The sequence below is a fragment of the Thermomonas sp. LB-4 genome (assembly GCF_036409385.1).
GTDB lineage: Bacteria > Pseudomonadota > Gammaproteobacteria > Xanthomonadales > Xanthomonadaceae > Thermomonas.
Genome location: NZ_JAXOFT010000008.1, coordinates 49624 through 75730 on the forward strand (window position 1 = coordinate 49624; position 26107 = coordinate 75730).

The 26107-nt window shown below is 70.2% G+C and carries 23 protein-coding genes; 11 read left to right on the forward strand and 12 right to left on the reverse strand.

Features of this window, described 5'->3' with window-relative positions:
* Positions 1 to 188: 188 nt before the first annotated feature.
* Both SPK54_RS07700 and SPK54_RS07705 read right to left on the reverse strand, forming a co-directional pair.
* The gene (locus SPK54_RS07700) at positions 189 to 1499 is read right to left on the reverse strand and encodes an amidohydrolase (RefSeq protein ID WP_330947336.1); all 1311 of its coding nucleotides are present in this window, start codon (positions 1497 to 1499) and stop codon (positions 189 to 191) included.
* The gene (locus SPK54_RS07705; RefSeq protein WP_330947337.1) at positions 1496 to 2878 is read right to left on the reverse strand and encodes an amidohydrolase; all 1383 of its coding nucleotides are present in this window, start codon (positions 2876 to 2878) and stop codon (positions 1496 to 1498) included. Before SPK54_RS07705 ends, SPK54_RS07700 begins: the two co-directional genes overlap by 4 nt.
* A gap of 120 nt (positions 2879 to 2998) precedes the next feature.
* Here SPK54_RS07705 and SPK54_RS07710 point away from each other — a divergent pair, with 120 nt between their 5' ends.
* Together SPK54_RS07710 and SPK54_RS07715 are read left to right on the forward strand one after the other, a co-directional pair.
* Positions 2999 to 3775, forward strand: coding sequence for an AMP nucleosidase (locus SPK54_RS07710; RefSeq protein WP_330947338.1), 777 nt, complete (start codon positions 2999 to 3001; stop codon positions 3773 to 3775).
* Positions 3776 to 3887: 112 nt separating this feature from the next.
* Positions 3888 to 4424 carry a DUF924 family protein gene (locus SPK54_RS07715; RefSeq protein ID WP_330947339.1) on the forward strand — a complete coding sequence of 179 codons (537 nt, stop codon included), beginning with the start codon at positions 3888 to 3890 and terminating at the stop codon, positions 4422 to 4424.
* Positions 4425 to 4560: 136 nt separating this feature from the next.
* On the opposite strand, the gene grxD is transcribed toward SPK54_RS07715, so the two are convergent.
* Positions 4561 to 5484, reverse strand: coding sequence for a Grx4 family monothiol glutaredoxin (gene grxD, locus SPK54_RS07720; RefSeq protein ID WP_330947340.1), 924 nt, complete (start codon positions 5482 to 5484; stop codon positions 4561 to 4563).
* A 177-nt stretch (positions 5485 to 5661) separates the two neighbouring features.
* Here grxD and SPK54_RS07725 point away from each other — a divergent pair, with 177 nt between their 5' ends.
* Genes SPK54_RS07725 through SPK54_RS07740 form a run of 4 tightly spaced genes read left to right on the forward strand, consistent with a single transcriptional unit; the run spans position 5662 to position 8558 of the window.
* A complete protein-coding gene (locus SPK54_RS07725) occupies positions 5662 to 6207 on the forward strand; it encodes a sigma-70 family RNA polymerase sigma factor (protein WP_330947341.1) in 546 nt (181 codons plus the stop codon).
* Positions 6194 to 7303: a FecR domain-containing protein gene (locus SPK54_RS07730; RefSeq protein ID WP_330947342.1), complete on the forward strand. Its 1110-nt coding sequence runs from the start codon at positions 6194 to 6196 to the stop codon at positions 7301 to 7303. The genes SPK54_RS07725 and SPK54_RS07730 overlap by 14 nt, the downstream gene beginning before the upstream one ends.
* A gap of 53 nt (positions 7304 to 7356) precedes the next feature.
* Positions 7357 to 8028, forward strand: a complete 672-nt coding sequence (locus tag SPK54_RS07735) for a hypothetical protein (protein WP_330947343.1) — start codon at positions 7357 to 7359, stop codon at positions 8026 to 8028.
* The gene (locus SPK54_RS07740) at positions 8025 to 8558 is read left to right on the forward strand and encodes a cytochrome b/b6 domain-containing protein (protein WP_330947344.1); all 534 of its coding nucleotides are present in this window, start codon (positions 8025 to 8027) and stop codon (positions 8556 to 8558) included. Before SPK54_RS07735 ends, SPK54_RS07740 begins: the two co-directional genes overlap by 4 nt.
* Here the strand turns inward: SPK54_RS07740 and SPK54_RS07745 are convergent.
* Both SPK54_RS07745 and SPK54_RS07750 read right to left on the reverse strand, forming a co-directional pair.
* A complete protein-coding gene (locus tag SPK54_RS07745) occupies positions 8539 to 9183 on the reverse strand; it encodes an SGNH/GDSL hydrolase family protein (RefSeq protein ID WP_330947345.1) in 645 nt (214 codons plus the stop codon). The genes SPK54_RS07740 and SPK54_RS07745 overlap by 20 nt on opposite strands.
* A 57-nt stretch (positions 9184 to 9240) precedes the next feature.
* Complete coding sequence (locus tag SPK54_RS07750; protein ID WP_330947346.1) at positions 9241 to 10500, reverse strand: aminotransferase class I/II-fold pyridoxal phosphate-dependent enzyme; 1260 nt, start codon at positions 10498 to 10500, stop codon at positions 9241 to 9243.
* A 262-nt stretch (positions 10501 to 10762) separates the two neighbouring features.
* Here SPK54_RS07750 and rsgA point away from each other — a divergent pair, with 262 nt between their 5' ends.
* Both rsgA and SPK54_RS07760 read left to right on the forward strand, forming a co-directional pair.
* A complete protein-coding gene (rsgA, locus tag SPK54_RS07755; RefSeq protein ID WP_330947347.1) occupies positions 10763 to 11887 on the forward strand; it encodes a ribosome small subunit-dependent GTPase A in 1125 nt (374 codons plus the stop codon).
* Entirely contained in the window at positions 11874 to 13130 is a 1257-nt protein-coding gene (locus tag SPK54_RS07760) for a flavohemoglobin expression-modulating QEGLA motif protein (RefSeq protein ID WP_330947348.1), read from the forward strand. The genes rsgA and SPK54_RS07760 overlap by 14 nt, the downstream gene beginning before the upstream one ends.
* Here the strand turns inward: SPK54_RS07760 and SPK54_RS07765 are convergent.
* Genes SPK54_RS07765 through gltS form a run of 3 tightly spaced genes read right to left on the reverse strand, consistent with a single transcriptional unit; the run spans position 13127 to position 16856 of the window.
* Complete coding sequence (locus tag SPK54_RS07765) at positions 13127 to 14398, reverse strand: hypothetical protein (RefSeq protein ID WP_330947349.1); 1272 nt, start codon at positions 14396 to 14398, stop codon at positions 13127 to 13129. The two genes, SPK54_RS07760 and SPK54_RS07765, sit on opposite strands and share 4 nt — an antisense overlap.
* A 41-nt stretch (positions 14399 to 14439) precedes the next feature.
* On the reverse strand, positions 14440 to 15660 hold the full coding sequence (locus SPK54_RS07770; protein WP_330947350.1) for an FAD-dependent oxidoreductase: 1221 nt from the start codon (positions 15658 to 15660) through the stop codon (positions 14440 to 14442).
* Positions 15660 to 16856: a sodium/glutamate symporter gene (gltS, locus tag SPK54_RS07775; protein WP_330947351.1), complete on the reverse strand. Its 1197-nt coding sequence runs from the start codon at positions 16854 to 16856 to the stop codon at positions 15660 to 15662. The genes SPK54_RS07770 and gltS overlap by 1 nt, the downstream gene beginning before the upstream one ends.
* Positions 16857 to 16943: 87 nt before the next feature.
* Between gltS and SPK54_RS07780 the strand changes: the two genes are divergently transcribed.
* Complete coding sequence (locus tag SPK54_RS07780; RefSeq protein ID WP_330947352.1) at positions 16944 to 19244, forward strand: NADP-dependent malic enzyme; 2301 nt, start codon at positions 16944 to 16946, stop codon at positions 19242 to 19244.
* Between the two features lie 266 nt (positions 19245 to 19510).
* A complete protein-coding gene (gene aceE / locus SPK54_RS07785; RefSeq protein WP_330947353.1) occupies positions 19511 to 22201 on the forward strand; it encodes a pyruvate dehydrogenase (acetyl-transferring), homodimeric type in 2691 nt (896 codons plus the stop codon).
* A 113-nt stretch (positions 22202 to 22314) separates the two neighbouring features.
* Here the strand turns inward: aceE and mscL are convergent, their stop codons facing one another.
* From mscL to SPK54_RS07800, 3 genes are read right to left on the reverse strand one after another with little or no spacing between them, the layout of a single operon-like run.
* Positions 22315 to 22728 carry a large-conductance mechanosensitive channel protein MscL gene (gene mscL / locus SPK54_RS07790; protein ID WP_330947354.1) on the reverse strand — a complete coding sequence of 138 codons (414 nt, stop codon included), beginning with the start codon at positions 22726 to 22728 and terminating at the stop codon, positions 22315 to 22317.
* A gap of 34 nt (positions 22729 to 22762) precedes the next feature.
* Positions 22763 to 23488 carry a fumarylacetoacetate hydrolase family protein gene (locus SPK54_RS07795; protein ID WP_330947355.1) on the reverse strand — a complete coding sequence of 242 codons (726 nt, stop codon included), beginning with the start codon at positions 23486 to 23488 and terminating at the stop codon, positions 22763 to 22765.
* Positions 23488 to 23778, reverse strand: coding sequence for a hypothetical protein (locus tag SPK54_RS07800; RefSeq protein WP_330947356.1), 291 nt, complete (start codon positions 23776 to 23778; stop codon positions 23488 to 23490). Before SPK54_RS07800 ends, SPK54_RS07795 begins: the two co-directional genes overlap by 1 nt.
* A 98-nt stretch (positions 23779 to 23876) precedes the next feature.
* Between SPK54_RS07800 and SPK54_RS07805 the strand changes: the two genes are divergently transcribed.
* Positions 23877 to 24212, forward strand: coding sequence for a Rieske 2Fe-2S domain-containing protein (locus tag SPK54_RS07805; protein WP_330947391.1), 336 nt, complete (start codon positions 23877 to 23879; stop codon positions 24210 to 24212).
* Positions 24213 to 24241: 29 nt separating this feature from the next.
* Here the strand turns inward: SPK54_RS07805 and SPK54_RS07810 are convergent, their stop codons facing one another.
* Positions 24242 to 26080 carry an SLC13 family permease gene (locus SPK54_RS07810; protein ID WP_330947357.1) on the reverse strand — a complete coding sequence of 613 codons (1839 nt, stop codon included), beginning with the start codon at positions 26078 to 26080 and terminating at the stop codon, positions 24242 to 24244.
* Between the last annotated feature and the right edge of the window lie 27 nt (positions 26081 to 26107).

Consider the following 26107-nt stretch of genomic DNA (forward strand, 5'->3'; position numbering starts at 1 on the left):
TCAGTCCCAATGACCGTACCGCAAGTCGGACGAGCTTGCATGTGGACGGGCAGCGGCGGTGCGTCTGGGGCAGCGCCGCCGTTCAGCTGCTGGCCATCGCCGTTGCAGGGGGAGAGGCCCTGTCCGGCGCCGCGGCGCGGCGGCCGTCTTCCGTGAAGGACGCCGCGCCCGGGCTTCGTTCGGTTGGGTCAGCGTGCTTCGGCCGGATAGGCGCGCGGCAGCTGGCCTTCCTGCGGCGTGCCGGCTGCGCGCAGGTAGCGGTCGCGCAGCTCGGTCTGGCGGCTGCGCATCGGGATCGCGCGGCCGTCCAGCCACAGCTGCCGGGCCACGCTGGCGACGTCCAGCGGATCGCCGCTCCACAGCACCAGGTCGGCGCGCTGGCCGATTTCGATGGCCGCGCCGATCTCGCCGTCCGCGCCCAGCGCCGCGGCCGGCACCGAGGTCAGGCCGGCCAGGCCCGCTTCCCACGGCAGACCGTTGGCCACCGCGTTGCCGGCCAGCTGGCGCAGCTTGCGCGCGTTGTGCGAAGCGTCGCCGCCCTGGAAGAACGACACCTTCACCCCCGCCGCGTGCAGGCGTGAGGCGTTCTCCAGGCTGGCGCCGATCTCGTCGAAATCGCCTGGCAGGTTGGCCAGCACGTCGACGAACACCGGCACGCCGGCCGCCGCGATCTGCGGGGCCACCTTCCAGCCTTCCGCCGCGCCGACCAGCGCCACCCGCACGCCGCGCTGCTTGGCCCAGCGCAACAGGCGGGCGATGTCGGCAGCGCGCTGCACCCGCGCCAGCACCCGGCCGCCGCCGTCCAGGTACTTCGCCAGCGTTGTGCGGCCGGCAGGGGTGAGCAGGGCGAACCGCGAGTCCGGCGGAATGCGCCCGCGCGCCTCGTCGATCAGCTGGTCGAGCAGCATCCATTGCGCCGCGCGCGAGCTGCCGCTGAGGTTGGCGCCGGCGCCGCCGAGTGTGACGAACAGCGCGCGCGGGCCCACCGCGTGCAGGCTGCCGTCCAGCCGCACCATGCCGCCCTGGCCGCCGATCAGCGAGCCGCCGGGGCGGCTGCCGGCCGACAGCAGGGTCCAGCCGACGCCTTCCACCCGCGCCACCGGCACCAGCACCGATTCCGGGTTGTAGGCCAGGGTGACGTCGAACTCCGGCCGCACCTGCATGTCGGCGGCGTTGGCGCCGAGGGCCAGGGCGGCGTCGACGGTGGATGACTCGCCGGACACCTCCTCCACGCCGATGTCGGTGATGCCGCCGAACAGCGCCGGCGTCAGCGACTGGCCTTGGGCATCCACCACCGGCGCGTTGCCGGCGGCAAGGCCATTGCCGATGGCGGCGATGCGGCCCTGCTTCACCAGCACGTCGGTGTTGCGCAGGGTGCCGCGCGCGCTGGCGGTATGCACGGTGGCGTTGCGGATCAGCAGGTCCTGGGCCTGCGCCAGGCCGCAGGCGGCGAACAGCGCCGACGCCAGCGCGAGGCGCTTGATGATGCGGGCGTTCATCGCACACCTCCCGACACGATCTCCTGCCCGAGCAGGAAGTCCGAGGTCGGCTGCCGTGCCGGATCGCGGCGGTCGTACAGCCGCGCGCCGTCCACGTAGACCTGCTCGGCCCGCGCGAAGCTGCTGAACGGATTGCCGTTCCACACCACCACGTCGGCCATCTTGCCGGACTCCAGGGTGCCGGTCTGGTCGTCGATGCCCATCGCCTTGGCGGGGTTGCGGGTGAGCCACTGGATCGCGTGTTCGGGGCTGATGCGGATGCCCACGCGGCCGGCGTTGGCGATCACCTTGGCCGCCTCCTGGTTGAGCCGCTGGATGCCTTCGGCGGAATCGGAATGCACGATCGCGCAGCCGCCGGGCACGCGGTCGACCAGCGCGATGTTCTCCTGGATGCCGTCGAAGCTTTCCATCTTGAAGCCCCACCAGTCCGCCCACAGCGCGCCGCAGACGCCCTCCGCGGCCAGCCGGTCGGCGATCTTGTAGGCCTCCACGCCGTGGTGGAAGGCGGCGATCTTGAAGCCGAATTCCTTGGCGAGGTCGAGCATGATCGCCATCTCGTCGGCGCGGTAGCAGTGGATGTTGACCCGGATGTCGCCGTTGATGGCGCCGGCCAGGGTGTCCAGCTTCAGGTCGCGCTTGGCCTCCGCGTCCTTGCCGCCGGCCTTGCGCTTCTTCATGTAGTCGGCGGCATCGGCGAACGCCGCGCGGTAGCCGGCCACGTTGCCCATGCGGGTGGACGGGCCGCCGCGCTGGCCGTAGACGCGCTTGGGGTTCTCGCCGCAGGCCATCTTCAGGCCCCAGGGCGCGCCGGGGAACTTCATGCCCTGGTAGGTGGTGGCGGAGACGTTCTTCAGGGTGACGCCGCGGCCGCCGATCAGGTTGGCGCTGCCGGGCAGGATCTGCAGCGCGGTCACGCCGCCGGCCAGCGCGGCGTGGAACCCCGGATCCTGCGGCCAGACCGAGTGTTCGGCCCAGACCTGCGCGGTCACCGGCGCGGTGGCCTCGTTGCCGTCGCTGTGGGCGCTGGCGCCGGGGCTGGCGTACACGCCCAGGTGCGAATGGATGTCGATGATGCCGGGCGTGATCCACTTGCCGCTGGCATCGACGCGAAGTGCGTCGGCAGTGGTTTCAAGTCCGTTGCCGACCGCGACGATTTTGCCGTCGCGCATCAGCACGTCCGCATTGTCCAGTCGCTGGCCGTTGCCGATGAGCACCGTAGCGCCCTGCAGCAGCACCGGCGGCGAGGCGATCCGCTGGTAGGTACTGGGATACGGGTCGGCGGCGAAGTCGTAGGGCTTGGCGGGCGATGCCGGCTTCTGCGGCGCACTGGCGCAGCCGGCCAGCAGCGCCGCCAGCACGGCGGCGGTCAACGGTTTCATGCGGTGGTTCCCCTGGTGCGGAAAAACGATGCACGCACCCTAGCGTCATCGCGCCCGGGCCGCCACATGACCGAGGTCATGGGGCCGGGCTTAGAATCCGGGAAACGGAAAAGGACCGCGATGAAGAGCAAACAGGAAATCGTCGACAACTGGCTGCCGCGCTACACCGGGGTGCCGCTGGAGAGCTTCGGGCAACACATCCTGCTGACCAATTTCGGCGGCTATCTGTCGCACTTCTCGGAAATGACCGGCGCGCCGGTGGTCGGCGTCGACCGGCCGATGCCCAGCGCCACCGCCGACGGCATCACCCTGATCAATTTCGGCATGGGCAGCCCGAACGCCGCCACGGTGATGGACCTGCTGTCGGCCATCTGCCCGAAGGCGGTGCTGTTCCTGGGCAAATGCGGCGGGCTGAAGAAGAAGAACCAGCTGGGCGACCTGGTGCTGCCGATCGCCGCGATCCGCGGCGAAGGCACCAGCGACGACTACCTGCCGCCGCAGGTGCCGGCGCTGCCCGCGTTCGCCCTGCAGCGGGTGATCTCCACCAGCATCCGCGACATGGAGCTGGACTACTGGACCGGCACCGTGTTCACCACCAACCGCCGGGTCTGGGAGCACGACGATGCGTTCAAGGAACGCTTGCGGGCGATGCGCTGCATGGCCATCGACATGGAGACCGCGACCATCTTCGCCGCCGGTTTCGCCAACCGCATCCCCTGCGGCGCGCTGCTGCTGGTGTCGGACCAGCCGATGATCCCGGAAGGCGTGAAGACCGAGGCCAGCGATGCCCGCGTGTCCGCCGAGTTCGTCCGCAACCACATCAAGGTCGGCATCGAGTCGCTGAAGCTGATCCGGCGCAACGGCAAGTCGGTGCGGCACCTGCGGTTCGACGAGTGAGCCAGGGCGTGCTTTGCGCGGCACCGCCGCGCAGTCTTGGTGAACGCGCGGCCACGGATGGCCGGGCTAGGGGTTCCCGAAGCCGTTATTGTTGCGCCATGGAGGGCTGCCAATGACCGTATCGAAGGAGCTGCTCGCGTTCTGGCGCGAGGCGGGCATGGGCAAATGGTTCGGTGGCGGGGTCGCCTTCGACGAGGAATGCCGCGCGCGCTGGCAGGACGCGCATTTCGCCGCCGCCCGCCGCGAGCACGATGGCTGGATGGAAACGGCCGACGGCGCGCTGGCGCTGGTGCTGCTGCTGGACCAGATCCCGCGCAACATCTTCCGCGGCAGCGGCCACGCCTTCGCCACCGATCCGCTGGCGCTGCACTTCGCCACGCGCGCCATCGAGACCGGTTTCGATGCGCAGATCGAGCCAGCGCTGCGGTTCTTCTTCTACCTGCCGTTCGAGCATTCCGAAGCGATGGCCGACCAGCAGCGCGCGGTGGAGCTGTTCACCGCGCTGGGGGATTCCAATCTGCTGGGCTACGCGCTGGCGCACCGCGACGTGATTGCGCAGTTCGGCCGCTTCCCGCATCGCAATGCCGCACTGGGCCGGGTCAACATGCCCGCCGAGCAGGCCTGGCTGGATGCCGGCGGCGGGTTCTGAGTTTCTTCGTCGCTACAGCGGTAATCCGTAGGAGCGCGCCGTAGGGGCGCGATGCTCTTTGGATGATCCGACGAAGAGCGTTCGCGCCCCTGCGGTGCGCTCCCACGAAGGAGGGGGAGCGGCGTCCCGCCGACCGTCAGTAGCGCGGCACCGCCGGGTCCAGGTCGGCCCAGGCCACGATGCCGCCGGCCACGTTGTAGAGCTCCTTGAAGCCCAGCGCGCGGAAGTGCTCCGCCGCCTGCGCGCTGCGCGCGCCGGCCTGGCACAGGAAGGCCAGCGCGGTGTCCTTCGGCAGCGCCTCGATTTCCTCCACACCATCGTCGAAGTGGCGATAGGCGACCGGCGCCTCCGCCAGCGCGCGCTCGTCCGCCGGGCGCACGTCCACCAGCACCAGGCTGCCGGCCTGCACGCGCTCGCGCACCTGCGCCGGGGTCAGCGCCTTCACCTTCGGCGGCGCGTTGGGGTTGTCGATCACCAGACCCTTGCCACGGGCGTCGTCGGCCCAGTCGATGGTCATCCCGCGCGCGCGCTGCGCGCTGACCAGGTCGAACTGGGCACGGATGCCGGCGGATTCGCTGGCGATGGCGCCATCGTCCACCGGCGCCAGCTGCAGCCGCGCGTTGTAGCCCTTGTCCACTTCGACCTGCAGCGCATAGCCCTCGCCGGCGTTGGCCAGCGCCTGCTTCAGCATCTCCGCGGCGGCCGGTGTGATGGTGATCGACGGCGGAGTGCGGTCGGGCGCGGGCAGGCCCAGCGCGGCGTGCAGTTCGCCGCTGGCGGCCATCTGGGTGACGATGTCGCAGCCACCGACCAGCTCGCCGCGGATGTACAGCTGCGGAATGGTGGGCCAGTCACCATAGGCCTTGATGCCTTCGCGGATTTCCGGGTCGGCCAGCACGTTGACGTGGGCGTAGTCGGCGCCGGTGGCGTCCATCGCCGCGGCGGTCTTGGCCGAGAAGCCGCACTGCGGCGCATCCGGCGTGCCCTTCAGGAACAGCACAACGGGGTTGGCGGCCAGCAGGGCGTCGATGCGGGCGCGCAGGGCGGGATCGAGGGACATGGCGGAGCTTCCAGCAAGGGGGAGACCCCGCCAATTCTACGCCGGAGCCGGTTGCTGCCCCGATGACGCCGGTCAAGCCGGCAGAGCGGGTGCGGGCATCGCCGCGCGTCGCGGGTATCGTCCTGTTAACGCTCGGCGCCATCGCCGCGTCGGTATGGGGTATCCGGAACGAACCGCTTGGTCGAGAACGAGGCAACCGCCGCGCTGGTCGCAGCCGCGCGCCGTGGAGACGGCGGCGCGCTCGATCGCCTGTACCGCCGCTTCGCGCCGGTGGTGCACGGCATCCTGCTGGGCTACGCGGCGCACGCCGACGCCGAGGACCTGGCCCAGCGCGTGTTCGAGACCGCGTTCCGCCGGCTGGCCGACCTGCGCGAGGACGCGGCCTTTCCCGGCTGGATCGCCAGCATGGCGCGCCGCGCTGGCCTGGACGAACGGCGTCGGTTCGCACCGGCGATGGGCATGGAGATCGAGGCGACCGCCGTCCACGCCAGCCACGAGGACCGGGTGGATGCGGAGCGCGCGCTGCACGCGATCCGCGGGCTGCCGGAGGCGTACCGCGAGCCGCTGCTGCTGCGGCTGGTGGAAGGGCTGAGCGGCCCGGAGATTGCCGAGCTGACCGGGCTGACCCCCGGCAGCGTGCGGGTCAACCTGCATCGCGGCATGGCGCTGCTGCGGCAGGCGCTGGCTGAACCGGACGGGAGGCGTGTCCATGAATCCCCATGACGATTACCTGTGGTCGAAGGCCGGGCAGGGCGAGGAGGACCTTCGCCGCCTGGAGCGGCTGCTGGCGCCGTATGCGCATCCGCGCGGGCAATCGCCGGAGGTGACTTCGATCGCGCCCATGTTTGCACCGGCGCCGCCGCGCCATCGCCGCCGCCCGCGCCATTTCCGCATCGCCTGGGGGCTGGCCGCGACGCTCGCCGCATGCGCGCTGGCGGCCGCGATCCTGCTGCAGCATCGCCTGGCCTGGCCCGAGCATCGGGGCTGGGACGTGGCGGCCCTGCGCGGGCAGGTGCGGATGGCGGGCGCGCCGCTGCGGGCCGGCGAACGCTTGCCGGCCGGCGGCGAAATCGCCACCGGCCACGATGGCATCGCACGCCTGCGGATCGCGCGGATCGGCGAGCTGCGGCTGGCTGCCGATTCGCGGTTGCGGCTGGAGCAGACCGGCTCCGGCCGGCATCGCGTGCGACTGCTGCAGGGCCGGCTGTGGGCGCGGGTGTGGGCGCCGCCGGGCTACTTCGGCGTGCGCCTGCCGCGCACCGAGGCGCTGGACATGGGTTGCGAGTTCACGCTGGAAAGCGACGCCACGGGCGCGGGCGCGCTGACCGTGCGCAGCGGCTGGGTGCTGGTCGGCAACGGCGGCGGCGAAGCCCTGGTGCCGCAGGGCGCCACGGTGCGCCTGCGCGCGGACGGCGCGGCGGGAACGCCGCACGATCTTGGCGCAAGCGCCGGTTTCGTGGCGGCGCTGGCGGAACTCGACGCGCGGCGTGGCGTGTTGCCGGCCGACGATGCGCGTCTCCAGCGGTTGCTGGCGCAGGCGCGGCCAGAGGATGCCATCAGCCTGCTGTCGCTGCTGCAGCGGCACCCGCGGTTGGCGGGTGGCCCGCTGTACGATCGCTTGCGCGCGTTCCTCGCAAGCGCGCCCGCGCCGTCGCGCGAAGCGGTGCTGCGCGGCGCGCCGGGCGCGCTGGATCCGTGGTGGAACGCGTTGCCCTATCCGCGCGCCAAGCGCTGGTGGCTGCAATGGCCGGATGGGCTGCCGGCGGGAGACGATGCGGCATTCACTGGCGCGCGCACGGCGGTTCCCGAGCGCCGTTAACAGTTGTCGCGGTGCGGTCGTCCTACCTCGACACCCCCGAGGAGACCACAACGATGCCCGCACTTCCCCGCGCCACCCTGGCGTTCGCACTCGTCCTGCTCGCCGCCTGCGACGCGCCAGCCAGCGATCATGCCGCCACGACGGCGATCAATCGTCCGGTGCCGGTGATCGGCAATCCCTGCGAGGGCTGCGAAGCCGTGTTCGACGGCATGCCGGCGGAGATTCCGTCCAGCATCCGGCTTGCGCCTCCCGGCGAACCCGGCGTGCCGATGCGCATTTCCGGACGGGTACTGGACGGCTCCGGCCGCATCCGCGCCGGCGTGGTGGTCTACGCCTACCAGACCGATCGCACAGGCATCTATCCGAGCCCGGCGCAGCGGCTCGGTCGTGAGGCCATGCGTCATGGACGCCTGCGCGGCTGGGTGCGCAGCGACGCGCAGGGCCGCTACGCCATCGACACCATCCGGCCGGGCAGCTACCCCGACGAAGAGATGGCCGAACACGTGCATATGCACGTGCTCGAACCCGGCTGCTTCACCTACTACATCGACGACCTGATGTTCCTCGACGACCCCAAGCTGTCCGCAGAAGAACAGCGCGAGGCGTACGGCACCGGCGGAAACGGCTTCCTGCGGCCAGTGATGGTCGATGGACGCTGGCAGGTCGAGCGCGACATCGTGCTGGGGCAGGGCGTGCCCGGCCACCGCGAATGCCGGGCGCCATGAGCGGCGCACGCCATCCCGCCTGCCTCCGGCGCCTGCACTGGGCGGTCGCGGCGGGCGTGGTCGTCCAGCTCGCGTTGGGCTGGGGATCAGAAGCCATCGACGGCGACGCCGGGATGCGCCTGCTGCGTATCCACTTCCAGCTCGGCATGGTGCTGCTGACACTGATGTCGCTGCGGCTCGCCTGCCGGCTGATGCGGCACATGCCGCCGGCCGATGACGGGGAGCCGCGCTGGCGTCGCCGGGCGGCGTATATCGTCCACGCCGGGCTGTATCTGCTGCTGTTCCTGCTGCCGATCAGCGGCTACGTGATCTGGGTTTGGATGGAAGCGCCTCTCGACCTGCTGGGCGTGCTGCGGGTGCCGAGGCTGTTCGTGCCGCCCGCCGACGACGAAACCTGGCGGGCGATCGCCTGGTACGTCCACTTCGCCTGCGTGTGGTTGCTGTCCGCGCTGGTCGCGTTGCACGCGGCGGCGGCGCTCTGGCACCAGTGGGTGCGGCGCGACGGGCTGATCAGCCGGCGGATGCTGTAGCGCCGCCAGCCAGCAGGCCGAGTGCGACCGGCAGCGCTGCCTCGGCCCAGCGCGCGTACTGCGCCGCCGAGGGGTGCAGGCCGTCTTCCGCCAGCATCCCGGCGGCTTCACCTGTGCGGGAAATCGCGGTGATGTCCACGAAGGCCACGCCTTCGGCCAAGCACAGCTCGCGTGCGGCGGCGTTGTAGGCGTCTAGCGCGTCGGCGATGGCCTGGCGGTCGCGGCCGCTGTCCGCTGCGAACGGGGTCACGCCCCAGTCGGGGATCGACAGCGCCAGCACGCGGCCGGCGCGCCCGCCCGCCAGCGCGATCGCGCGACGCAGCAGGCGATGGAACTCGCCGACGTAATCGTCCACGCTGCGGCCGCGGTACTGGTTGTTGACGCCGATCAGCAGCGAAACGAAGTCCCATTCGCCCAGCGGCTCGGCGGCGTCCATGGCCGCCGAGAGTTCGTCCGTGGTCCAGCCGGTGGTGGCGATGATGCGTGGCTCACTGATGGCAATCCCCGCGTCGCGCAGGCGCGCGGCCAGCTGTACCGGCCAGCGGCCTGCCGCCTCCACGCTTTGGCCGATGGTGTAGGAGTCGCCCAGGGCGAGGTAAGAAATGGTGTCAGGGACAATTTCCATGCCGGCCTTTTCCATTCCGGTGACGGGGAGAAATTGTCCCTGACACCATTTCGCGCTTCAGGCCACTGCGCTCTGCCGCTGCGCGCGCTCGGCGCGGCGGGTCAGGACGCGGTCGATGCGGCTGAACACCTCGCGCAGCACCGGTGCCTCCGGCAGCAGGGTGACGCGGAAGTGGTCGCGGTAGGGCACGTTGAAGCTGGTGCCGGGGACGATCAGCACGTCCTCCTGCTCCAGCACTTCCAGCGCGAAGTCGTGGTCGTCCAGGCCCTGCGCGGCCGGACCGATGATGCGCGGGAAGCCGTACAGGGCACCGGCCGGCGGCACCAGCGACAGGTGTTCGCTGGCGGCGCAGCTGTCGATCAGCGCGCGGCGGGTCTCGAACAGGCGGCCGCCGGGGCGCACCAGTTCGCCGATGGTGTCGATGCCGTGCAAGGCCTGATCGATGGCGAACTGGCCCGGCACGTTGGCGCACAGGCGCAGCGCGCCGAGCAGGTCCAGGGCGTGGTGGAAGTCGCCGCAGGCCAGCGGGTCGCCGGACAGCACCGCCCAGCCCACCCGCCAGCCGCAGGCGCGGTGAACCTTCGACAGCCCGCCGAAGCTCATGCACGGCAGGTCGCCGGCCAGCGGCGCGACCGGCTGGAACACCGCGTCGTCGTAGAGGATGCCGTCGTAGATCTCGTCCACCAGCAGCAGCAGGCGGTAGCGGCGGGCGATCTCGACGATCTGCTCCAGCAGCGCGCGCGGATAGTTGGCGCCGGTGGGGTTGTTGGGGTTGATCAGCACGATGGCGCGGGTGCGCGAGGACACCAGCGATTCGATCTGCTCGGGATCGGGCAGGAAGCCGTTCTCGCGGTCGCACTTGTAGTAGACCGGGCGACCGTCGTTGAGGATGGTGGCCGCGCTCCACAGCGGGTAGTCGGGCGAGGGCACCAGCACTTCCTCGCCGGGGTTGAGCAGCGCCCGCAGGGAGATGTCGATCAATTCCGACACGCCGTTGCCGATGAACACCCGCTCCGGCGAGGCATTGGGCGTGCCGCGCAGGCGATGGAATTCCGCGATCGCCTCGCGCGCCTCCGGCAGTCCCTGCTGGTGGGTGTACGGGTCGGTGCGCGCGATGCGCCCGGCGATGGCGTCCTGCAGGTGTTCCGGCGCCCGGAAGCCGAAGGCGCCGGGGTTGCCGATGTTGAGCTTGATCAGCTTGCGGCCTTGTCCCTCCAGCTCCCGCGCTCGCCGCGCCAGTTCGCCCCGGATTTCGTAGCGGACTTCGGTGAGGCGGGTGCGGGTGGCGATCCTGTTGCGGGGGTTGAAGGACGACATCGACGTGCATGCGTGGGAGGGGAGGAACAGCCTATCGGAAAACGGGGCTGCACCGCGGCATTGCGCCGCCGGGTCCGGCTTCGCCGCTCAGGCTCCGCTTCCGGCTTCGATGCGCGGCTCCAGGGCGGCTGCACGGTGCGGCCAGGTGCCAGTCGCCGGGTACTGGGCGTTCGCTGCTCCAAGCCTGCCCCGGCAGCGCACGCCGCTGCATGGTCGCCATTGGCGGGGCTATCATCCCCCCGATGAGAGAACGCCGCCCCGCATGACCCCGCCTTCCGCGCTCCCCGCGCTTTCCGCGATCGGCTGGCGCTGGACGCCGCAGGCGATGGAACCGGGCTGGGCGGCGTTGCTCGCGGCGCACCCGGCGGCGCGGCCGGCGCGGATCGTCGAGCAGCACCGCAGCGGCTACCGCGTGGCCGAGGCCATCGACCAGGCCGACCCGGCCGAGTCGCTGCCGGAATGGCAGCGCGCCGGCAGCTACCGCAAGGGCGAGATCAGCCCCGAGGCGCGCCCCGCGGTGGGCGACTGGGTGCTGGTGGAAGGCGAGGCGCCGAAGTCGCTGCGGATCGTCGCCCTGCTGCCACGTCTTTCCGCGATCAAGCGCGGCGCCGCCGGCGAGCATTACCGCCAGCAGGTGATCGCCGCCAACATCGACACCGCGTTCGTGGTATGCGGGCTGGATGCCGACTTCAACCCGCGCCGGATCGAACGCTACCTGCTGCTGGTGGCCGGCAGCGGCGTGCAGCCGGTGGTGGTGCTCACGAAGTCCGACCGGGACGACGCCGACGTCGAGGCCGCGCTGCGCGCGCTGCGCGCGCTGGACGTGCCGCTGCTGGCGCTGAACGCGAAAGACCCGGCCGCTGCGGCCGCCCTGGCGCCGTGGCTGGGCGCGGGTTGCAGCGTGGTGCTGGTGGGCAGTTCGGGCGCGGGCAAGTCGACCCTGACCAACACCCTGCTCGGCATCGAGAAGATGAAGACCGGCGCGGTCCGCGACAGCGACGCCCGCGGCCGCCACACCACCACCCACCGCGCGCTGCTGGCGCTGCCAGGCGGCGCCTGCCTGATCGACACCCCCGGCATGCGCGAACTCAAGCCCACCGGCGAGGAGGATGTCGCGGAAAGCTTCGCCGACGTCGAGGCGCTGGCGGAGCAGTGCCGCTTCCGTGACTGCAAGCATGCTAAGGAGCCCGGCTGTGCGGTGCGCGCGGCGGTGGAAAGCGGCGCGCTGGATGGCCAGCGCGTCGCCAATTTCCTCAAGCTGTCGGACGAAGTGGCGGGTGCGGCCAACCGCCTCGCCACCCGGCTGGCGCAGAAGGCGGACGCCAAGGTGCTGGGCAAGACCAAGGCGCAATACAAGAAATTCGACGAGAGACATGGCCGGCACTGACGCCATCTCCCACCACGCCGCGCTCGATGCGCGGATGGCGCGCGCAGCCAGGCCGATCCGCCTGCTCAGCCTGGCCAGCTGGCCGGCCAGCGAACAGCAGGCCTTCCTCGCGGGCTGGGCGCGGGGCAATCCGCGGCTGCCGGATTACCAGTATCCGAAGCACGATTTCTCCGAGGCGCGCCGCGAGCTGGCCGCGGTTGCCGCCGCCGCCGATCCCACCCATCCGCTTGGCCAGTACCTGGTCGAATCCGCGCAGGGCTGGGTGCTGGCCGCCGAGCTGCTGGAACACCTCGGCAGCGCGCAGGTGACCGACCTGTCCATCGCGCTGTTCGGCACGCCCGACCAGGCCCTGCCCGGCGGTATCACCACCCGCGAGGCGGCCAACCACTTCCTGCGCGTGGCGGACAACTTCGACCGCGAGCTGATCGCGCCCGCGGAACAGGTGGAGATTTCCGCCACGGCGCTGGCGCTGCGGCTGCAGTCCGAGCTGGACGATTTCTTCGACGGCCGGCTGATCGACGTGGTGCTCGATCCCGACCTGATCGCCAAGGCCGCCGCCGGCGCCACCCGCATCCGCCTGCGTTCGGGCGCGGCGTTCTCCGACTACGATCTGCAGCAGCTGCTGCAGCACGAGGCCTTCGTGCACTCGCTGACCGCGCTCAACGGCCGCCAGCAGGAGAGCCTGCCCAGCCTGGCGCTGTCATCGCCGCGGGTCACCGCGACGCAGGAAGGGCTGGCGGTGTTCGCCGAGCAGATCACCGGCAGCATCGACATCGAACGGATGAAGCGGGTCAGCCTGCGCATCGAGGCGGTGGCGATGGCGCTGGGTGGCGCGGATTTCCTGCAGGTGTTCCGCTACTTCCTCGAGTCAGGCCAGAGCGAGGTGGAGAGCTTCACCTCCGCGCAGCGCGTGTTCCGCGGCGTGCCGACCACTGGCGGCGCGGCATTCACCAAGGACACCGTGTACCTGCGCGGCCTGCTGGGCGTGCATACCTTCTTCCGCTGGGCGCTCAAGCACCGCAAGCTGCGGCTGTGCCGGCTGCTGTTCGCCGGCAAGATGACCCTGGCCGACGTGCAGCGCTTCGAGCCGCTGTTCGAGAGCGGCGACCTGCGTGAGCCGCGCTGGCTGCCGCCGTGGGTGGCGCGCGCCAACGGACTGGCCGGGACGCTGGCGTTCTCGCTGTTCGCCAACCGCATCCGGCTGGAACAGGTGGTCTCGGCGGAAAGCGTGGCCGATCTCTAGCGCAGGCGCACCAGACGCCCGTCCGCCAGGATGCGATAGTCCGCGGGTGCATTGCCCTCCACCAGCTGCACGCGTTCACCGATCGGTACGCCGTCGTAGCGCGGGATGTCGTGGGTCAGCCGGTGGAAAATCCACACGTTCGCATCCGGATCCGGGTGCAGCAGCAGCGGCGTGGAGCCCTCGTGGAGGCGTACGGCGGTGGCCAATGCCGGCGAGAACCGCGATTGCACCTCGCCCACCGTGCGGATGCCCTGCATGACCGCCAGGCCATGCAGCAGCGTCATGCCCGCGAACAAAGCGATGGCGACGCGGTCTACGCGGTGCGCCAGCGGCCAAGCCGCGGCTACCGTCATCGCCGTGACTGCGGCGAAACCGTAACCGTAGTGGTTCCAGCTGCCGGACAGCGGCAGCACCGGCAGCAGCGCGGCCGCGCCGCCCAGCAGGAACAGCAGCGCCAGACGCCGGTCCGTGCGCAGCAGCGCGACCACCAGCCACAGCCAGAGCAGACCGGCGACCAGCGCCGGTGTCGGGCGACGCAGGGTGAGGAAGGTTTCCTGCACCGGCACCAGCGGCGCAAACAGCTGGTATTCCAGCCAGCGCAGCGGCAGGTTGGACGCCTGCAGCACGTACTGGCCGCCTTCGCGCGGTGCTTCCAGCAAAAGGTCGAGGCGCAGTGTCAGCCAGATCGCGGCAACGGCGCCCGCACCGGCTGCGGCCGCGAGCCAGCGCGCGCGCCGCGCATCGAAGATCGATGCGACCAGCAGCAAGGGCGGGATGGCGAGGGCGGCCTCCTTGGCCAGCAGTGCCACCGAGGTCAAGGCTGCGGCGGCAAGCGCTGCCAAGACTGGTCTGGAGGGCTGCTGCACGATCCGGATTATGCAAAGGACACAGGACAAGCAAAGGAGGTCGGCAATGCAGCCCACCCATCCGTGTACGAGCGCAGCGAAGGGTCCGGCAGCGAAGATCAGCGCGCCGCCCGCGGCTGGCCAGGCCGCCAGGCCAAAGCGGCGCGTCACGGAGAACAGAAGCCCCGCATTCATGGATCCCCAGGTGACCAGCAGGGCATGAAAGGCCATCGGAACATCGAACAGCTGCCGCGACAGCAGCATCCACAGCGAGAAAGTCAGTGGACGGTACTGGAAAGCGGACACGTCGCGCCACGGCGCAAGCAGGTCGCCGTTGGCGAAGGCTGCCCATTGCAGCTCGTAGTGGCTGAAATAGCCGGGATTCAGAACCAGCGGCCATTGCAGCAGCAGCGCTGCCAGCACCACCCAGGGCCAAGTAGGTGAAAAACGGGGCCGCGATTGCTTCATGCCCCTGCCAGCAGTTGCGCGGCGCGCTCGCCGCTGCCCATCGCCAGCGTCCAGCCCAGCATGCCGTGGCCGATGTTCAGCACCAGGCCGTCGCGCGCCTCGCGGATGACTGCGCTGGACGTGGGAGTGGCCGGGCGCAGCCCGGCCCAGCGGTGTTCGATGCGGCCGTAGTCGGCGGCCTCCGGCAGCGAGGCTCGGGCCATTGCGACCAGTTGTTCCATCCGCGCCGGATCGGGAGTGGGGTCCCAATGGTTGAGGTCCGCCAGTCCCGCCACCCGGATGCGCTCGCCCAGCCGGCAGAACACCAGCTTGCGCGCGGTGTCGGTGATGCTGGCCATCGGTGCCTGGGCGCCGCAGGGGGCGGTGAACGAGTAGCCCTTGATCGCCATCAGCGGCGAGGCCAGGCCCAGCGTTCGCAGCAGCGCGTGGCTGTCGATGCCGGCGCAGAGCGCGATCTTCTCGACCCGCACGCTGTCGCCGCTGCTGGCGTGCAGGCGCCAGTGCGCGCCGTCGCGCCGCGCGCGCTGCAGGTCGAAGCCGAAGCGCGACTGCACGTCGTACTGCGCCTGCAGGATCTGCAGCAGGCCGGTGCAGAACCGCCAGGGATCGCCCGCTTCCTCGTCCGGGGAATACACCGCGCCGGCCATCCCGCGTGCGCCGGCCAGCGCGGGTTCGGCAGCAATCGCCTGCGCCGGCGAGAGCAGCTGCTGGCGCACGCCGAACGGCCGCTTGACGTCGATCATCGCCCGCGCCTTGGGCAGCGCGGTGGCGTCGTAGTAGACGTGCAGCTTGCCGGCCACGCGGTGCTGGAAGTCGATCGGGTGGCGCGCCAGCAGCGCGTCCATTGCCGCCTTCGATTCCAGCGCCAGCGCCAGCGTCGCCAGTGTGTTGCGCTGCAGGCGCGCGCCGGTGGCATTGCGCAGGAAGGCCAGGCCCCAGGCCCAGAAGTGCGGGTCCAGCGAGGCGCGCACGCGGAAGGCGGCGTCGCCACCGGCGAGCATGCCGGGCAGCTGCTTCCACAGCGCCGGGCCGGCCATCGCGTCGGTGTAGGCGTAACTGAGCTGGGCGCCATTGGCGAACGAGGCACCCAGCGCGGGGCCGTCCGCGCGGTCGAGCAACAGCACCCGCAACCCGCGGCGGGCCAGCGCCCAGGCGGTGGCCAGGCCGACCACGCCGGCGCCGACCACGGCCACGTCGGCATCGTTGCCCGCGTGCATCAATGCGGCCACAGGTTGATGAAGCCGGTGATGATCAGCGCGTTGGTGAAGTCGATGAAGAACGCGCCCACCAGCGGCGCCACCAGGAACGCGCGCGGCGCGGCGCCGTAACGCTCCACCAGCGTGCGCATCACCGCCATCGCGTTGGCGGTGGTGCCCAGCATGAAGCCGATGAAGCCGCCGCCCATCACCGCGGCGTCGTAGTCGCGGCCCATCGCGCGGAACACCAGCGCGCAGAACGCCGCCACCAGCGCCGCCTGCAGGCCCAGGTTGACCAGCAGCGGCAGCGCCAACCCGGCCAGCTCCCACAGCTTCAGATTCATCAGCGCCACCGCCAGGAACAGCGACAGGCAGACGTTGCCGATCAGCTCGGTGGTCGGCACCGACAGGCCGATCAGGTGGGTACGGTCGTCGAGGTTGCGCACCACCGCGCCGACCAGCATCGCGCCGACATACGCCGGCAGGGTGATGCCGGTGGCGGAGATCGCCTTGCTGACCCACGCGCCCAGCCACATCGCCACCAGGATCACCACGATGCTCTTGAGCGCGCTGTATTCCCGCTCCGCCTCGCTGGAAGCGGGCAGTACCGGCGAGTCGGCCGGCGCCCGGTGATCGTCGGGGCGGATCGAGGTCAGTCCGAAGCGGCGGATCAGCAGCGTCGCCACCGGCCCGCCCAGCAGGCCGCCGCAGACGATGCCGGCCATCGCGGAGGCGACCGCGATGGACTCGGCGCCTGCCACGCCGGCGCGTTCGAACAGCGGCGCGAACGCCAGCCCGGTCGCCGGGCCGCCGGTCAGGGTGGTGGAGCCGGCCAGCACGCCGAACAGCGGATGCAGGCCGAAGCCGGTCGCCACCGCCATGCCCAGCAGGTTCTGCGCCACCGCGAACACGCTGGCCAGCAGCAGGAACAGCATCACCTGGCGGCCGCTGATCCGCAGCAGCCAGACGCTGGCGTTGAAGCCGATGGTGGTGAAGAACGCGATCATCAGCGGGCTCTGCAGGCCGGTGTCGAGCGCGAACAAGGTCGCGCCGCGGGCGTGCGCGGCCCAGGCGGCCAGTGCGAACACCAGCCCCCCGATCACCGGCGGCGGCAGGTTGTAGCGGCCCAGCACCGGCACCACCCGGCACAGCCCGTAGCCCAGGAACAGGGCCAGGCCGGCCAGCGCCAGCGTCTGCACGGCATCGAGTTGCAGCATGTTGTGGAGTCTCCGGCGGCGCCGGTGGCGGAACCGGCCGGCATGAAGCCGTTATCATCCCCCATCCGCACCATGGAATGCGCTTCGATGTCCGACACCCCCGCCAGCGACGATCTGAAACAGGCCGCTCTCGACTATCACCGGCAGGAACCGAAGGGCAAGATCCGGGTCACCGCGACCAAGCCGATGGTGACCCAGCGCGACCTGGCGCTGGCCTACTCGCCGGGCGTGGCCTATGCCTGCGAGGAGATCGCCGCCGATCCCACCAAGGCCAGCGAGTACACCGCGCGCGGCAACCTGGTGGCGGTGATCTCCAACGGCACCGCGGTGCTGGGCCTGGGCGACATCGGCCCGCTGGCCGGCAAGCCGGTCATGGAAGGCAAGGGCGTGCTGTTCCAGAAGTTCGCCGGCATCGACGTGTTCGACCTCGAAGTCGACGAACGCGACCCCGACAAGCTGGTCGACATCATCGCCAGCCTGGAGCCCACCTTCGGCGGCATCAACCTCGAGGACATCAAGGCGCCGGAATGCTTCATCGTGGAGCGCAAGCTGCGCGAGCGGATGAAGATCCCGGTGTTCCACGACGACCAGCACGGCACCGCGATCATCGTCGGCGCCGCGGTGCTGAACGCGCTGGCGGTGGCCGGCAAGGACATCGCCGAGGTGAAGCTGGCCACCACCGGCGCCGGCGCCGCCGGTATCGCCTGCCTGGACATGCTGGTGGCGCTGGGCGTGAAGCCGGAGAACATCCTGGCCTTCGACCGCGATGGCGTGATCCATACCGGCCGCCCCAACCTGGATCCCGACAAGGCCCGCTACGCCCGCGACACGCCCAAGCGCACGCTGGCGGAGATCGTGGACGGCGCCGACGTGTTCCTCGGCCTGTCCGCGGGCGGCATCCTGAAGCCGGAGATGGTGGCGACGATGGCCGCCAACCCGGTCATCCTCGCGCTGGCCAACCCGTACCCTGAGATCCTGCCGGACGACGCCAAGGCGGTGCGCCCGGATGCGATCATCGCCACCGGCCGCTCCGACTTCCCCAACCAGGTCAACAACGCGGTCTGCTTCCCGTACATCTTCCGCGGCGCGCTGGACGTGGGCGCCACCCAGATCAACGAGGCGATGAAGCTGGCCTGCGTGCGGGCGATCGCCGCGCTGGCGCGCAAGGAAGCCTCCGACCTCGGCGCGGCCTACGGTGGCGAGGTGCCGACCTTCGGCCGCGACTACCTGATCCCGCGCCCGTTCGACCCGCGCCTGCTGACCCAGCTGGCGCCGGCGGTGGCGCAGGCGGCGATGGACTCCGGCGTGGCCGAGCGGCCGTTGGCCGATCTCGAGGCCTACCGCGAGAAGCTGGGCCAGTTCATCCACCGCACCAGCCTGATGATGAAGCCGGTGTACGAGCGCGCCCGCGCCGACCGTCGGCGGGTGGTGTATGCCGAGGGCGAGGAGTTCAAGGTGCTGCAGGCGGTGCAGACGGTGATCGACGAAGGCCTGGCCTTCCCGATCCTGATCGGCCGGCCGGAGGTGATCGAGGCCCGGATCGAGAAGCTGGGCCTGCGCATGCGCGCCGGGGTCGATTTCGAACTCACCAACATCAACGACGACCCGCGCTTCGAGGACTACTGGCGCCAGTACCACGCGCTGACCGAGCGTCGCGGGGTGACCCCGGACGCGGCCAAGAACCTGCTGCGCTCGCGGCCCACCCTGATCGCCACGCTGATGGTCGAACGCGGCGAGGCCGACGCGTTGATCTGCGGTCTGGTCGGCCGCTACCACAAGAAGCTGGGCTACCTGCGCAGCATCTTCGACTTCGAGCCGGGCGTCACCGGTACCGCGGCGATGACCGGCGTCATCAACGACAAGGGCGCGTGGTTCTTCGTCGATACCCACGTGCAGCTGGACCCGTCCGCCGAGCAGATCGCCGAGGCCACGCTGCAGGCCAGCTACCGGCTCAAGCTGTTCGGGATCGAGCCGAAGGTGGCGCTGCTGTCGCACTCCAACTACGGCAGCCACCTCGACGGCAGCGCGGGCAAGATGCGGCAGGCGTTCGAGATCATCCGCAAGCGCGCGCCGAAGCTGGAGGTGGACGGCGAGATGATGGCCGACACCGCCTGGGACGAGGCGCTGCGCCAGCGCATGTTCCCCAACACCACCCTGAAGGGCCGCGCCAACCTGCTGGTGATGCCGAACCTGGACGCCGCCAACATCGCCTACAACCTGATCCGGGTGGCCACCGGCGGGGTGGCGATCGGGCCGATCCTGATGGGCCTGGACCAGCCGGCGCACATCCTGACCCCGGCGTCGTCCTCGCGGCGGGTGGTCAACATGACCGCGATCGCCGCGGTGGACGCGCAGATCCGCGCGGAACTGCGTACCCGCAACGGCTGAGCCGCCGCGCGGCGTCCTGCCGCGCGTTTTTCCCCAGGATCCCGTTGCCCCGACGCCCCGCGCCGGGGCGCGGGCGCGGGGGGGGGGGCAGCGCCCGCCGACAGGCCGGGCGGCGCGTCGTGGCCGGGGCTGTTGCGATTGGTGGCAGGACAATTTTTGAAATATCCGGGTAAAACGTGATTTGAGCTGCATTGCAGCATCCCCCGGCGCCCCGCGCTTGCTAGACTCGGCCTTTCGACGACTGTCCGGCCGATGGAGCGCGCGCGATGAACTGGCTCAACGAAATGCTGCAGAACGATCCCGACCCGCAGGAATCCCGCGAGTGGATCGAATCGCTGAAGGCGGTCATCGACCATGACGGCCCGCAGCGCGCCCACCAGCTGCTGGAGGGCATGGTCGAACTGACCCGCCGCGCCGGCACCCACCTGCCGTTCGCGCCCACCACCGCCTACATCAACACCATCCCGGCGCACCTGGAGCCGCGGATGCCGGGCGACGCGCACCTGGAATGGCGGATCCGCTCGATGATCCGCTGGAACGCGATGGCCATGGTGGTGCGGGCCAACCGCAAGCCGGGTTCGCTGGGCGGGCACATCGCCAGCTTCGCCAGCTCCGCCACGCTGTACGACGTCGGCTTCAACCATTTCTGGCGCGCGCCGTCCGACCAGCATCCGGGCGACCTGCTCTACATCCAGGGCCACAGCTCGCCGGGCATCTACGCGCGCGCCTTCATGGAAGGCCGGATCAGCGAATCGCAGCTGGACAGCTTCCGCATGGAAGTGGACGGCCGCGGCATCTCCAGCTATCCGCACCCGTGGCTGATGCCGGACTTCTGGCAGACCCCCACCGTCAGCATGGGCCTGGGCCCGCTGGCCGCGATCTACCAGGCGCGCAGCTGGAAGTACCTGGAAGCGCGCGGGCTGATGCCGAAGACCGACCGCAAGGTGTGGTGCTTCCTCGGCGACGGCGAAACCGACGAGCCCGAATCGCTGGGCGCCATTGGCGTTGCCGGCCGCGAAGGGCTGGACAACCTGGTCTTCGTCATCAACTGCAACCTGCAGCGCCTGGACGGCCCGGTGCGCGGCAACGGCAAGATCATCCAGGAGCTGGAGGGCCAGTTCCGCGGCGCCGGCTGGAACGTCATCAAGACGATCTGGGGCAGCTACTGGGACCCGCTGCTGGCCAAGGACACCAACGGCGTCCTGCGCAAGATCATGATGGAGACCGTCGACGGCGAGTACCAGAACTGCAAGGCCTTCGGCGGCGCCTACACGCGCGAGCATTTCTTCGGCAAGTCGCCGGAGACGCTGGCGATGGTGTCCAGCCTCAGCGACGACGACATCTGGCGCCTGAACCGCGGCGGCCACGACCCGCACAAGGTCTACGCGGCCTACGACGCGGCGGTGAAGACCACCGGCCAGCCCACCGTGATCCTGGCCAAGACGGTCAAGGGCTACGGCATGGGCAGCGCCGGCGAGGCGCTCAATCCCACCCACCAGACCAAGAAGCTGGACAACGATGCGGTGCGCGCGTTCCGCGACCGCTTCCAGCTGCCGATCAGCGACGATCTGCTGCGCGACGGCGAAGTGCCGTTCTACCGTCCGGACGAGAAGTCGCCGGAAATGGAATACATGCGCGAGCGCCGCGCCGCCCTCGGCGGGCACCTGCCGCAGCGCCGGCAGAAGGCCAGCAAGCCGCTGGAAGTGCCGCCGCTGGCGACCTTCGAGCGCCTGCTCAAGTCCACCGGCGAGCGCGAGATCAGCACCACCATGGCGTTCGTGCAGATGTTCAACATCATCCTGCGCGACAAGCAGGTGGGCCCGCGCTGCGTGCCGATCGTGGCCGACGAGGCGCGCACCTTCGGCATGGAAGGCCTGTTCCGCCAGCTCGGCATCTATGCGCCGCAGGGCCAGAAATACAAGCCGGTGGACGCCGACCAGCTGATGTTCTACCGCGAGGACGCGGCCGGGCAGGTGCTGGAGGAAGGCATCACCGAAGCCGGCGCGTTCGCCAGCTGGATGGCGCTGGCCACGGCCTACAGCAGCAGCGACCTGCAGATGCTGCCGTTCTACATCTACTACTCGATGTTCGGCTTCCAGCGCGTCGGCGACTTCGCCTGGCAGGCCGGCGACATGCGCGCGCGCGGCTTCGTGCTGGGTGGCACCGCCGGCCGCACCACGCTCAACGGCGAAGGCCTGCAGCACGAGGACGGCCATTCGCACGTGCAGAGTTCGCTGATCCCGAACGTGCGCAGCTACGACCCCACCTTCGCCTACGAAGTGGTGACCCTGGTGCAGTACGGCATGCAGCGGATGCTGGCCGAGCAGCACGACGAGTACTTCTACATCACCCTGATGAACGAGAACTACACCCATCCGGAGATGCCGCAGGGCAGCGAGGAGGGGATCATCAAGGGCATGTACCTGCTGCAGGACGCCGGCAAGGGCAAGAAGACCGACCTGCGCGTGCAGCTGCTGGGCAGCGGCACCATCCTGCGCGAGGTGATCGCGGCAGCCGAGCTGCTGGACAAGGACTTCGGCATCAAGGCCGACATCTGGTCCTGCCCCAGCTTCACCGAGCTGGCGCGCGACGGTGCCGACGCGGAGCGCTGGAACCGTTTCCACCCCGAGGCCAAAGCCCCGCGCAAGGCCTGGGTGACCCAGCTGCTGGAAGGCCGCCAGGGCCCGGCCATCGCCGCCACCGACTACGTGCGCACCTTCGCCAACCAGATCCGCGAGTACGTGCCGATGCGCTACAGCGTGCTCGGCACCGACGGCTACGGCCGCAGCGACACCCGCGAGAACCTGCGCCGCCACTTCGAGGTGGACCGCTTCCACGTCGCCCACGCCGCGGTCGCCGCGCTGGCCGCCGAAGGCAAGCTCACCGCCAAGGACGTGACCCGCGCGATCAAGCTCTACAAGCTGGACACCGAGCGGCCGAATCCGCTGCTGGCGTGATGACTGGATGCGCGTGACGAAGAAGGCGGCCACCGGCCGCCTTCTTCATTGTCGACCGTAGAGCGGGGCATTGCCCCGCTGCGGGTTCCGCAAACGGAACGCCCCGCCGGAAGTTATTTCTTCAGCGAATCGCGGATCTCGCGCAGCAGCAGGATGTCTTCCGACGGCACGGGGGGCGCGGCCGGTGCCTCTTCCGGCTTCTTGTGCAGCCGGTTGATGGCTTTCACCACCATGAAGATGGCGAAGGCGACGATGACGAACTGGATCACCGCGTTGATGAACTCGCCATAGGCCAGCACCACCGCCGGCACTTCCTTGCCGGCCGCATCCATCGTTGCCGCCTTCAGCGTGATCGCCAGCCTCGAGAAATCCACCCCGCCGATCAGCAGCCCGATCGGCGGCATGATCACCTTGTCCACCAGCGCGGAGACGATCTTGCCGAACGCGCCGCCGATCACCACGCCCACGGCGAGGTCGATCACGTTGCCGCGCATCGCGAATTCACGGAACTCGGTCATCATCCCCATCGGCTGTCCTCCACTGCTGGCGTGAAGCCGAAGATTAACCGTTCGCAGGCGCGATGTGGCCCTGCAGCCGCAGCGCATCGCCAATGCGGGCATCGAAGCGATCGCCCGGTTGCAGCGCGGCCACGCCGGCGGGCGTGCCCATGAACACCAGGTCGCCGGCGCGCAGCGCGTACAGCTTCGACAGTTCGTGCAGGATCTCCGGCACGTCCCAGATCAGCTGGTCCAGCGTGGAGGCCTGGCGCCGCTGGCCGTTGATCTCCAGCGTGATCGGCAGCGCGTCCAGTGCGCCTAGTTCGCCTGCCGGCAGCAGCGCGCTGACCGGGGCGGAATGATCGAAGCCCTTGCCGGTATCCCAGGGCAGGCCCTTGGCCTTGGCGGCGGCCTGCAGGTCGCGTCGGGTCAGGTCCAGACCGACGCCGTAGCCGAATACCAGCGACGACGCGGCAGCGACCGCGAGCTCGCCCGCCGGCGCGTCGGCGCCCAGTGCCACCACCAGCTCGACTTCATGGTGCAGGTCGGATGTGCCGGGCGGGTAGGGCACCGCGCCATCGATGACGATGGCATCGGCCGGCTTCATGAAGAACACCGGCGTCCCGCGCTCGGCTTTCGACGCCGGCGCCACGGCGCCCATTTCGCGGGCATGGTCGGCGAAGTTGCGGCCCACGCAGTAGATCCGGCGCACCGGGAACGTGCCCAGCGCGGCACCGTTGCGGTCGATGACGGGAATCCGCGGCACCGCCGCGGCGGCGACCAGGTCCATCAGTGCGCCAGCGGCAGCTGCGCCTTGCCGACCACCCGATAGCTGCCGTCGAATGCCGGCTCGCGGCGACGCACGCCGGCGCGGCCGCCGCGCTGCACCCACAGCCGCCACAGCATGCCGCCGGCCAGCATCGCCGCGCCGACGAAGACGCCCACCACCACCAGGGCCAGCAGCAGGGCGACGCCCAGCAGCCCCAGCGCAATCCGCAGCAGCGGATGGCGCGGGCGGCGCGGGGCGTTGAAGGCGAAGCTGCGGAACTGCAGGAAAGCGCGGCGGTGGAGGCTCGACATCGTGATGGAAATCCTGAACGCGACAGCGTCATGACACAATGCGACCAAGTATCGGCAGAACCGGCGGGGCAGTTGTGAGCAGTTCGTTAAACGAAGCGCTGGTGCTGACGCCGCTGGAAGGCTTGCCGGCCGATAGCCTGCAGGCCTGCGATGCGCCGGTCGATGGCGAACTGGAATCGCTGATCCTCTATCGCGACCCGCAGGGCGGCGTGCGCGCCTGGCGCAACGTCTGCCCGCACGCCGGCCGCCGTCTCGATTTCGCGCCCGGCAAGTTCCTGCGCAGCAAGTCCGGCGATCTGGTCTGCGCGGTGCATGGCGCCGCGTTCGCCCTGCCGGAGGGCAATTGCGTGGCCGGTCCCTGCCGCGGCGACTGCCTGCGCGCGGTGCCGGTGCACGTGGCCGATGGCGAAGTGCGGCTGGGCGAGGCCGGCTGACCCCGCCGGAGGGGCGGACTTCGCCCGCTTCAGAAGACCAGGTTCACCATCAGCACGATGACCACCGTGTAGAGCAGGGTGAGCGGGCCGCCGGCGCGCCACATGTCGCGCGCGGTGTAGCCGGCCGGTCCGGTGATCATCGATACCGACGGATTGGATGCGGTCACGAAGTTGTTCGAGGCCGACAGCGCCACGATCAGCGCGAACGCGGTGGGGTCGCCGCCGACCGCCAGCGCCAGGTTGATCGCCAGCGGCACCAGCACGATGGTCGCGCCCACGTGGCTGATGACCATCGAGAAGGCGGTGGTGAACAGCGCCAGCGCGATTTCGATCAGCCACGGCGGCATGCCGTCGGGCAGCCGCTCGATGCTGTGCCCGGCCACCCAGGCGGCGGCGCCGCTGCTGTCCATCGCCCAGCCCAGCGGGATTAGGCAGGCCATCAGGAACACGGTCTTCCAGCTGATCGCGGCGTAGGCCTCGTCCATCTTCAGCACGCCGGTCACCAGCATGCCGGCCACGCCGGTCATCAGCGCGATGGAGGTGGGGATGCGGGTGGACAGCGCCAGCAGCATCGTCACCGCGAAGATCGCCATGGCGATCTTGAACTTGTGCGGGCGCTGTTCGCCCTTCGGGTAGTCGGTCACCACCACGAAGTCTCGGCTGCGCGCGGCTTCCGCCAGGTCGGTCCAGATGCTGTGCAGCACCAGCATGTCGCCCGCGCGGATCGGGATGTTGCGCACGTCCTCGCGCAGCACCTGCTTGTCGCGGTTGATCGCCAGCAGGCTCAGGCCGTACTGCTTGCGCAGCCGCAGCTGCGCCTGCGGCTTGCCGATGAAGGAGGAGGTGGGCGGCACCACCGCCTCGGAAATGCCGGCGCGGCTGGGGTTGAACAGGTCGGCGAACGCGCGCAGGCGGACCGAGTCGCGCAGGAAGTTCTTCTGCGCGAAGTCGGCGATGCGCTGGCGCTCGCCCATCACGCCCAGCACGCTGCCCACCCAGATGCGGGTGTCGGCCGGCGGCGCCAGCCGCGACTCGTTGCCGGTCTGCAGGGCCAGCAGCATCGGCATGTCCACCAATGCCTCCGCGTCGCCCACGCTCATGCCCACCAGCGGGCTGTCGGCGGTGACGGTGAGCTCGTGGATGTCTCCGTCGATGCCGTAGGCACGGGCGAAATAGCTCTGGGTGCGCGCCGGGGTGACCGCATCGTCGCCGTCCTCGCGCAGCACGCGGTTGCCGAAGAAATGGAAATACGCCAGCGACGCGGCCAGCAGCGCGAGCCCGATCGGCAGCGGCGCGAACATCTTGAGCGGCTGCAGCGAGGCCGCGCCCGAGGGCATGTTGGCGTTGGCCGACACCAGCAGGTCGTTGAGCAGGATCAGCGGCGAGTTGCCGACCATGGTCAGGCTGCCGCCCATGATGATCGCCGCCGACATCGGCATCAGCAGGCGCGACAGGCTGATGCCGGTGCGCGCGGTCAGCCGCGAGGCCACCGGCAGGTACAGCGCGGTGGCGGAGGTGTTCTGGATGAAGGCCGAGTTGAGCCCGGCCACCGCCGAGGACAGCAGCAGCAGGCGCTGCTCGACGCCATGCGCGCGCCGCAGCAGCCAGCTGGCCAGGCGGTTGAGCGCGCCGGTGCGGTCCAGCCCCGCGCCCAGGATCATGGTGGCGATGACATTCATTACCGCGTCCGAGGAAAAGCCGCCGAAGATGTCCTCGGGCGCCACCAGCCCGGTCAGCCCCAGGACCACCAGCACCACCAGCGCGGCGGCGTCGGCGCGGATGCGCTCGAACAGGAACATCGCCATGGTGAACGCCACCAGGCCCAGCACCCAGAGCATGTCGCCGGTGAGGGTGAGGGTGGTGTCCATCAGGCGTCGTCGGTGTCCTTACGTGTT

Coding starts and splice junctions, on each gene's coding strand:
- SPK54_RS07700 (WP_330947336.1), bottom strand. CDS start 1,499: ATGAACGCCCGCATCATCAAGCGCCTCGCGCTGGCGTCGGCGCTGTTC.
- SPK54_RS07705 (WP_330947337.1), bottom strand. CDS start 2,878: ATGAAACCGTTGACCGCCGCCGTGCTGGCGGCGCTGCTGGCCGGCTGC.
- SPK54_RS07710 (WP_330947338.1), top strand. CDS start 2,999: ATGAAGAGCAAACAGGAAATCGTCGACAACTGGCTGCCGCGCTACACC.
- SPK54_RS07715 (WP_330947339.1), top strand. CDS start 3,888: ATGACCGTATCGAAGGAGCTGCTCGCGTTCTGGCGCGAGGCGGGCATG.
- grxD (WP_330947340.1), bottom strand. CDS start 5,484: ATGTCCCTCGATCCCGCCCTGCGCGCCCGCATCGACGCCCTGCTGGCC.
- SPK54_RS07730 (WP_330947342.1), top strand. CDS start 6,194: ATGAATCCCCATGACGATTACCTGTGGTCGAAGGCCGGGCAGGGCGAG.
- SPK54_RS07735 (WP_330947343.1), top strand. CDS start 7,357: ATGCCCGCACTTCCCCGCGCCACCCTGGCGTTCGCACTCGTCCTGCTC.
- SPK54_RS07740 (WP_330947344.1), top strand. CDS start 8,025: ATGAGCGGCGCACGCCATCCCGCCTGCCTCCGGCGCCTGCACTGGGCG.
- SPK54_RS07745 (WP_330947345.1), bottom strand. CDS start 9,183: ATGGAAATTGTCCCTGACACCATTTCTTACCTCGCCCTGGGCGACTCC.
- SPK54_RS07750 (WP_330947346.1), bottom strand. CDS start 10,500: ATGTCGTCCTTCAACCCCCGCAACAGGATCGCCACCCGCACCCGCCTC.
- rsgA (WP_330947347.1), top strand. CDS start 10,763: ATGACCCCGCCTTCCGCGCTCCCCGCGCTTTCCGCGATCGGCTGGCGC.
- SPK54_RS07760 (WP_330947348.1), top strand. CDS start 11,874: ATGGCCGGCACTGACGCCATCTCCCACCACGCCGCGCTCGATGCGCGG.
- SPK54_RS07770 (WP_330947350.1), bottom strand. CDS start 15,660: ATGCACGCGGGCAACGATGCCGACGTGGCCGTGGTCGGCGCCGGCGTG.
- gltS (WP_330947351.1), bottom strand. CDS start 16,856: ATGCTGCAACTCGATGCCGTGCAGACGCTGGCGCTGGCCGGCCTGGCC.
- SPK54_RS07780 (WP_330947352.1), top strand. CDS start 16,944: ATGTCCGACACCCCCGCCAGCGACGATCTGAAACAGGCCGCTCTCGAC.
- aceE (WP_330947353.1), top strand. CDS start 19,511: ATGAACTGGCTCAACGAAATGCTGCAGAACGATCCCGACCCGCAGGAA.
- mscL (WP_330947354.1), bottom strand. CDS start 22,728: ATGGGGATGATGACCGAGTTCCGTGAATTCGCGATGCGCGGCAACGTG.
- SPK54_RS07795 (WP_330947355.1), bottom strand. CDS start 23,488: ATGGACCTGGTCGCCGCCGCGGCGGTGCCGCGGATTCCCGTCATCGAC.
- SPK54_RS07800 (WP_330947356.1), bottom strand. CDS start 23,778: ATGTCGAGCCTCCACCGCCGCGCTTTCCTGCAGTTCCGCAGCTTCGCC.
- SPK54_RS07810 (WP_330947357.1), bottom strand. CDS start 26,080: ATGGACACCACCCTCACCCTCACCGGCGACATGCTCTGGGTGCTGGGC.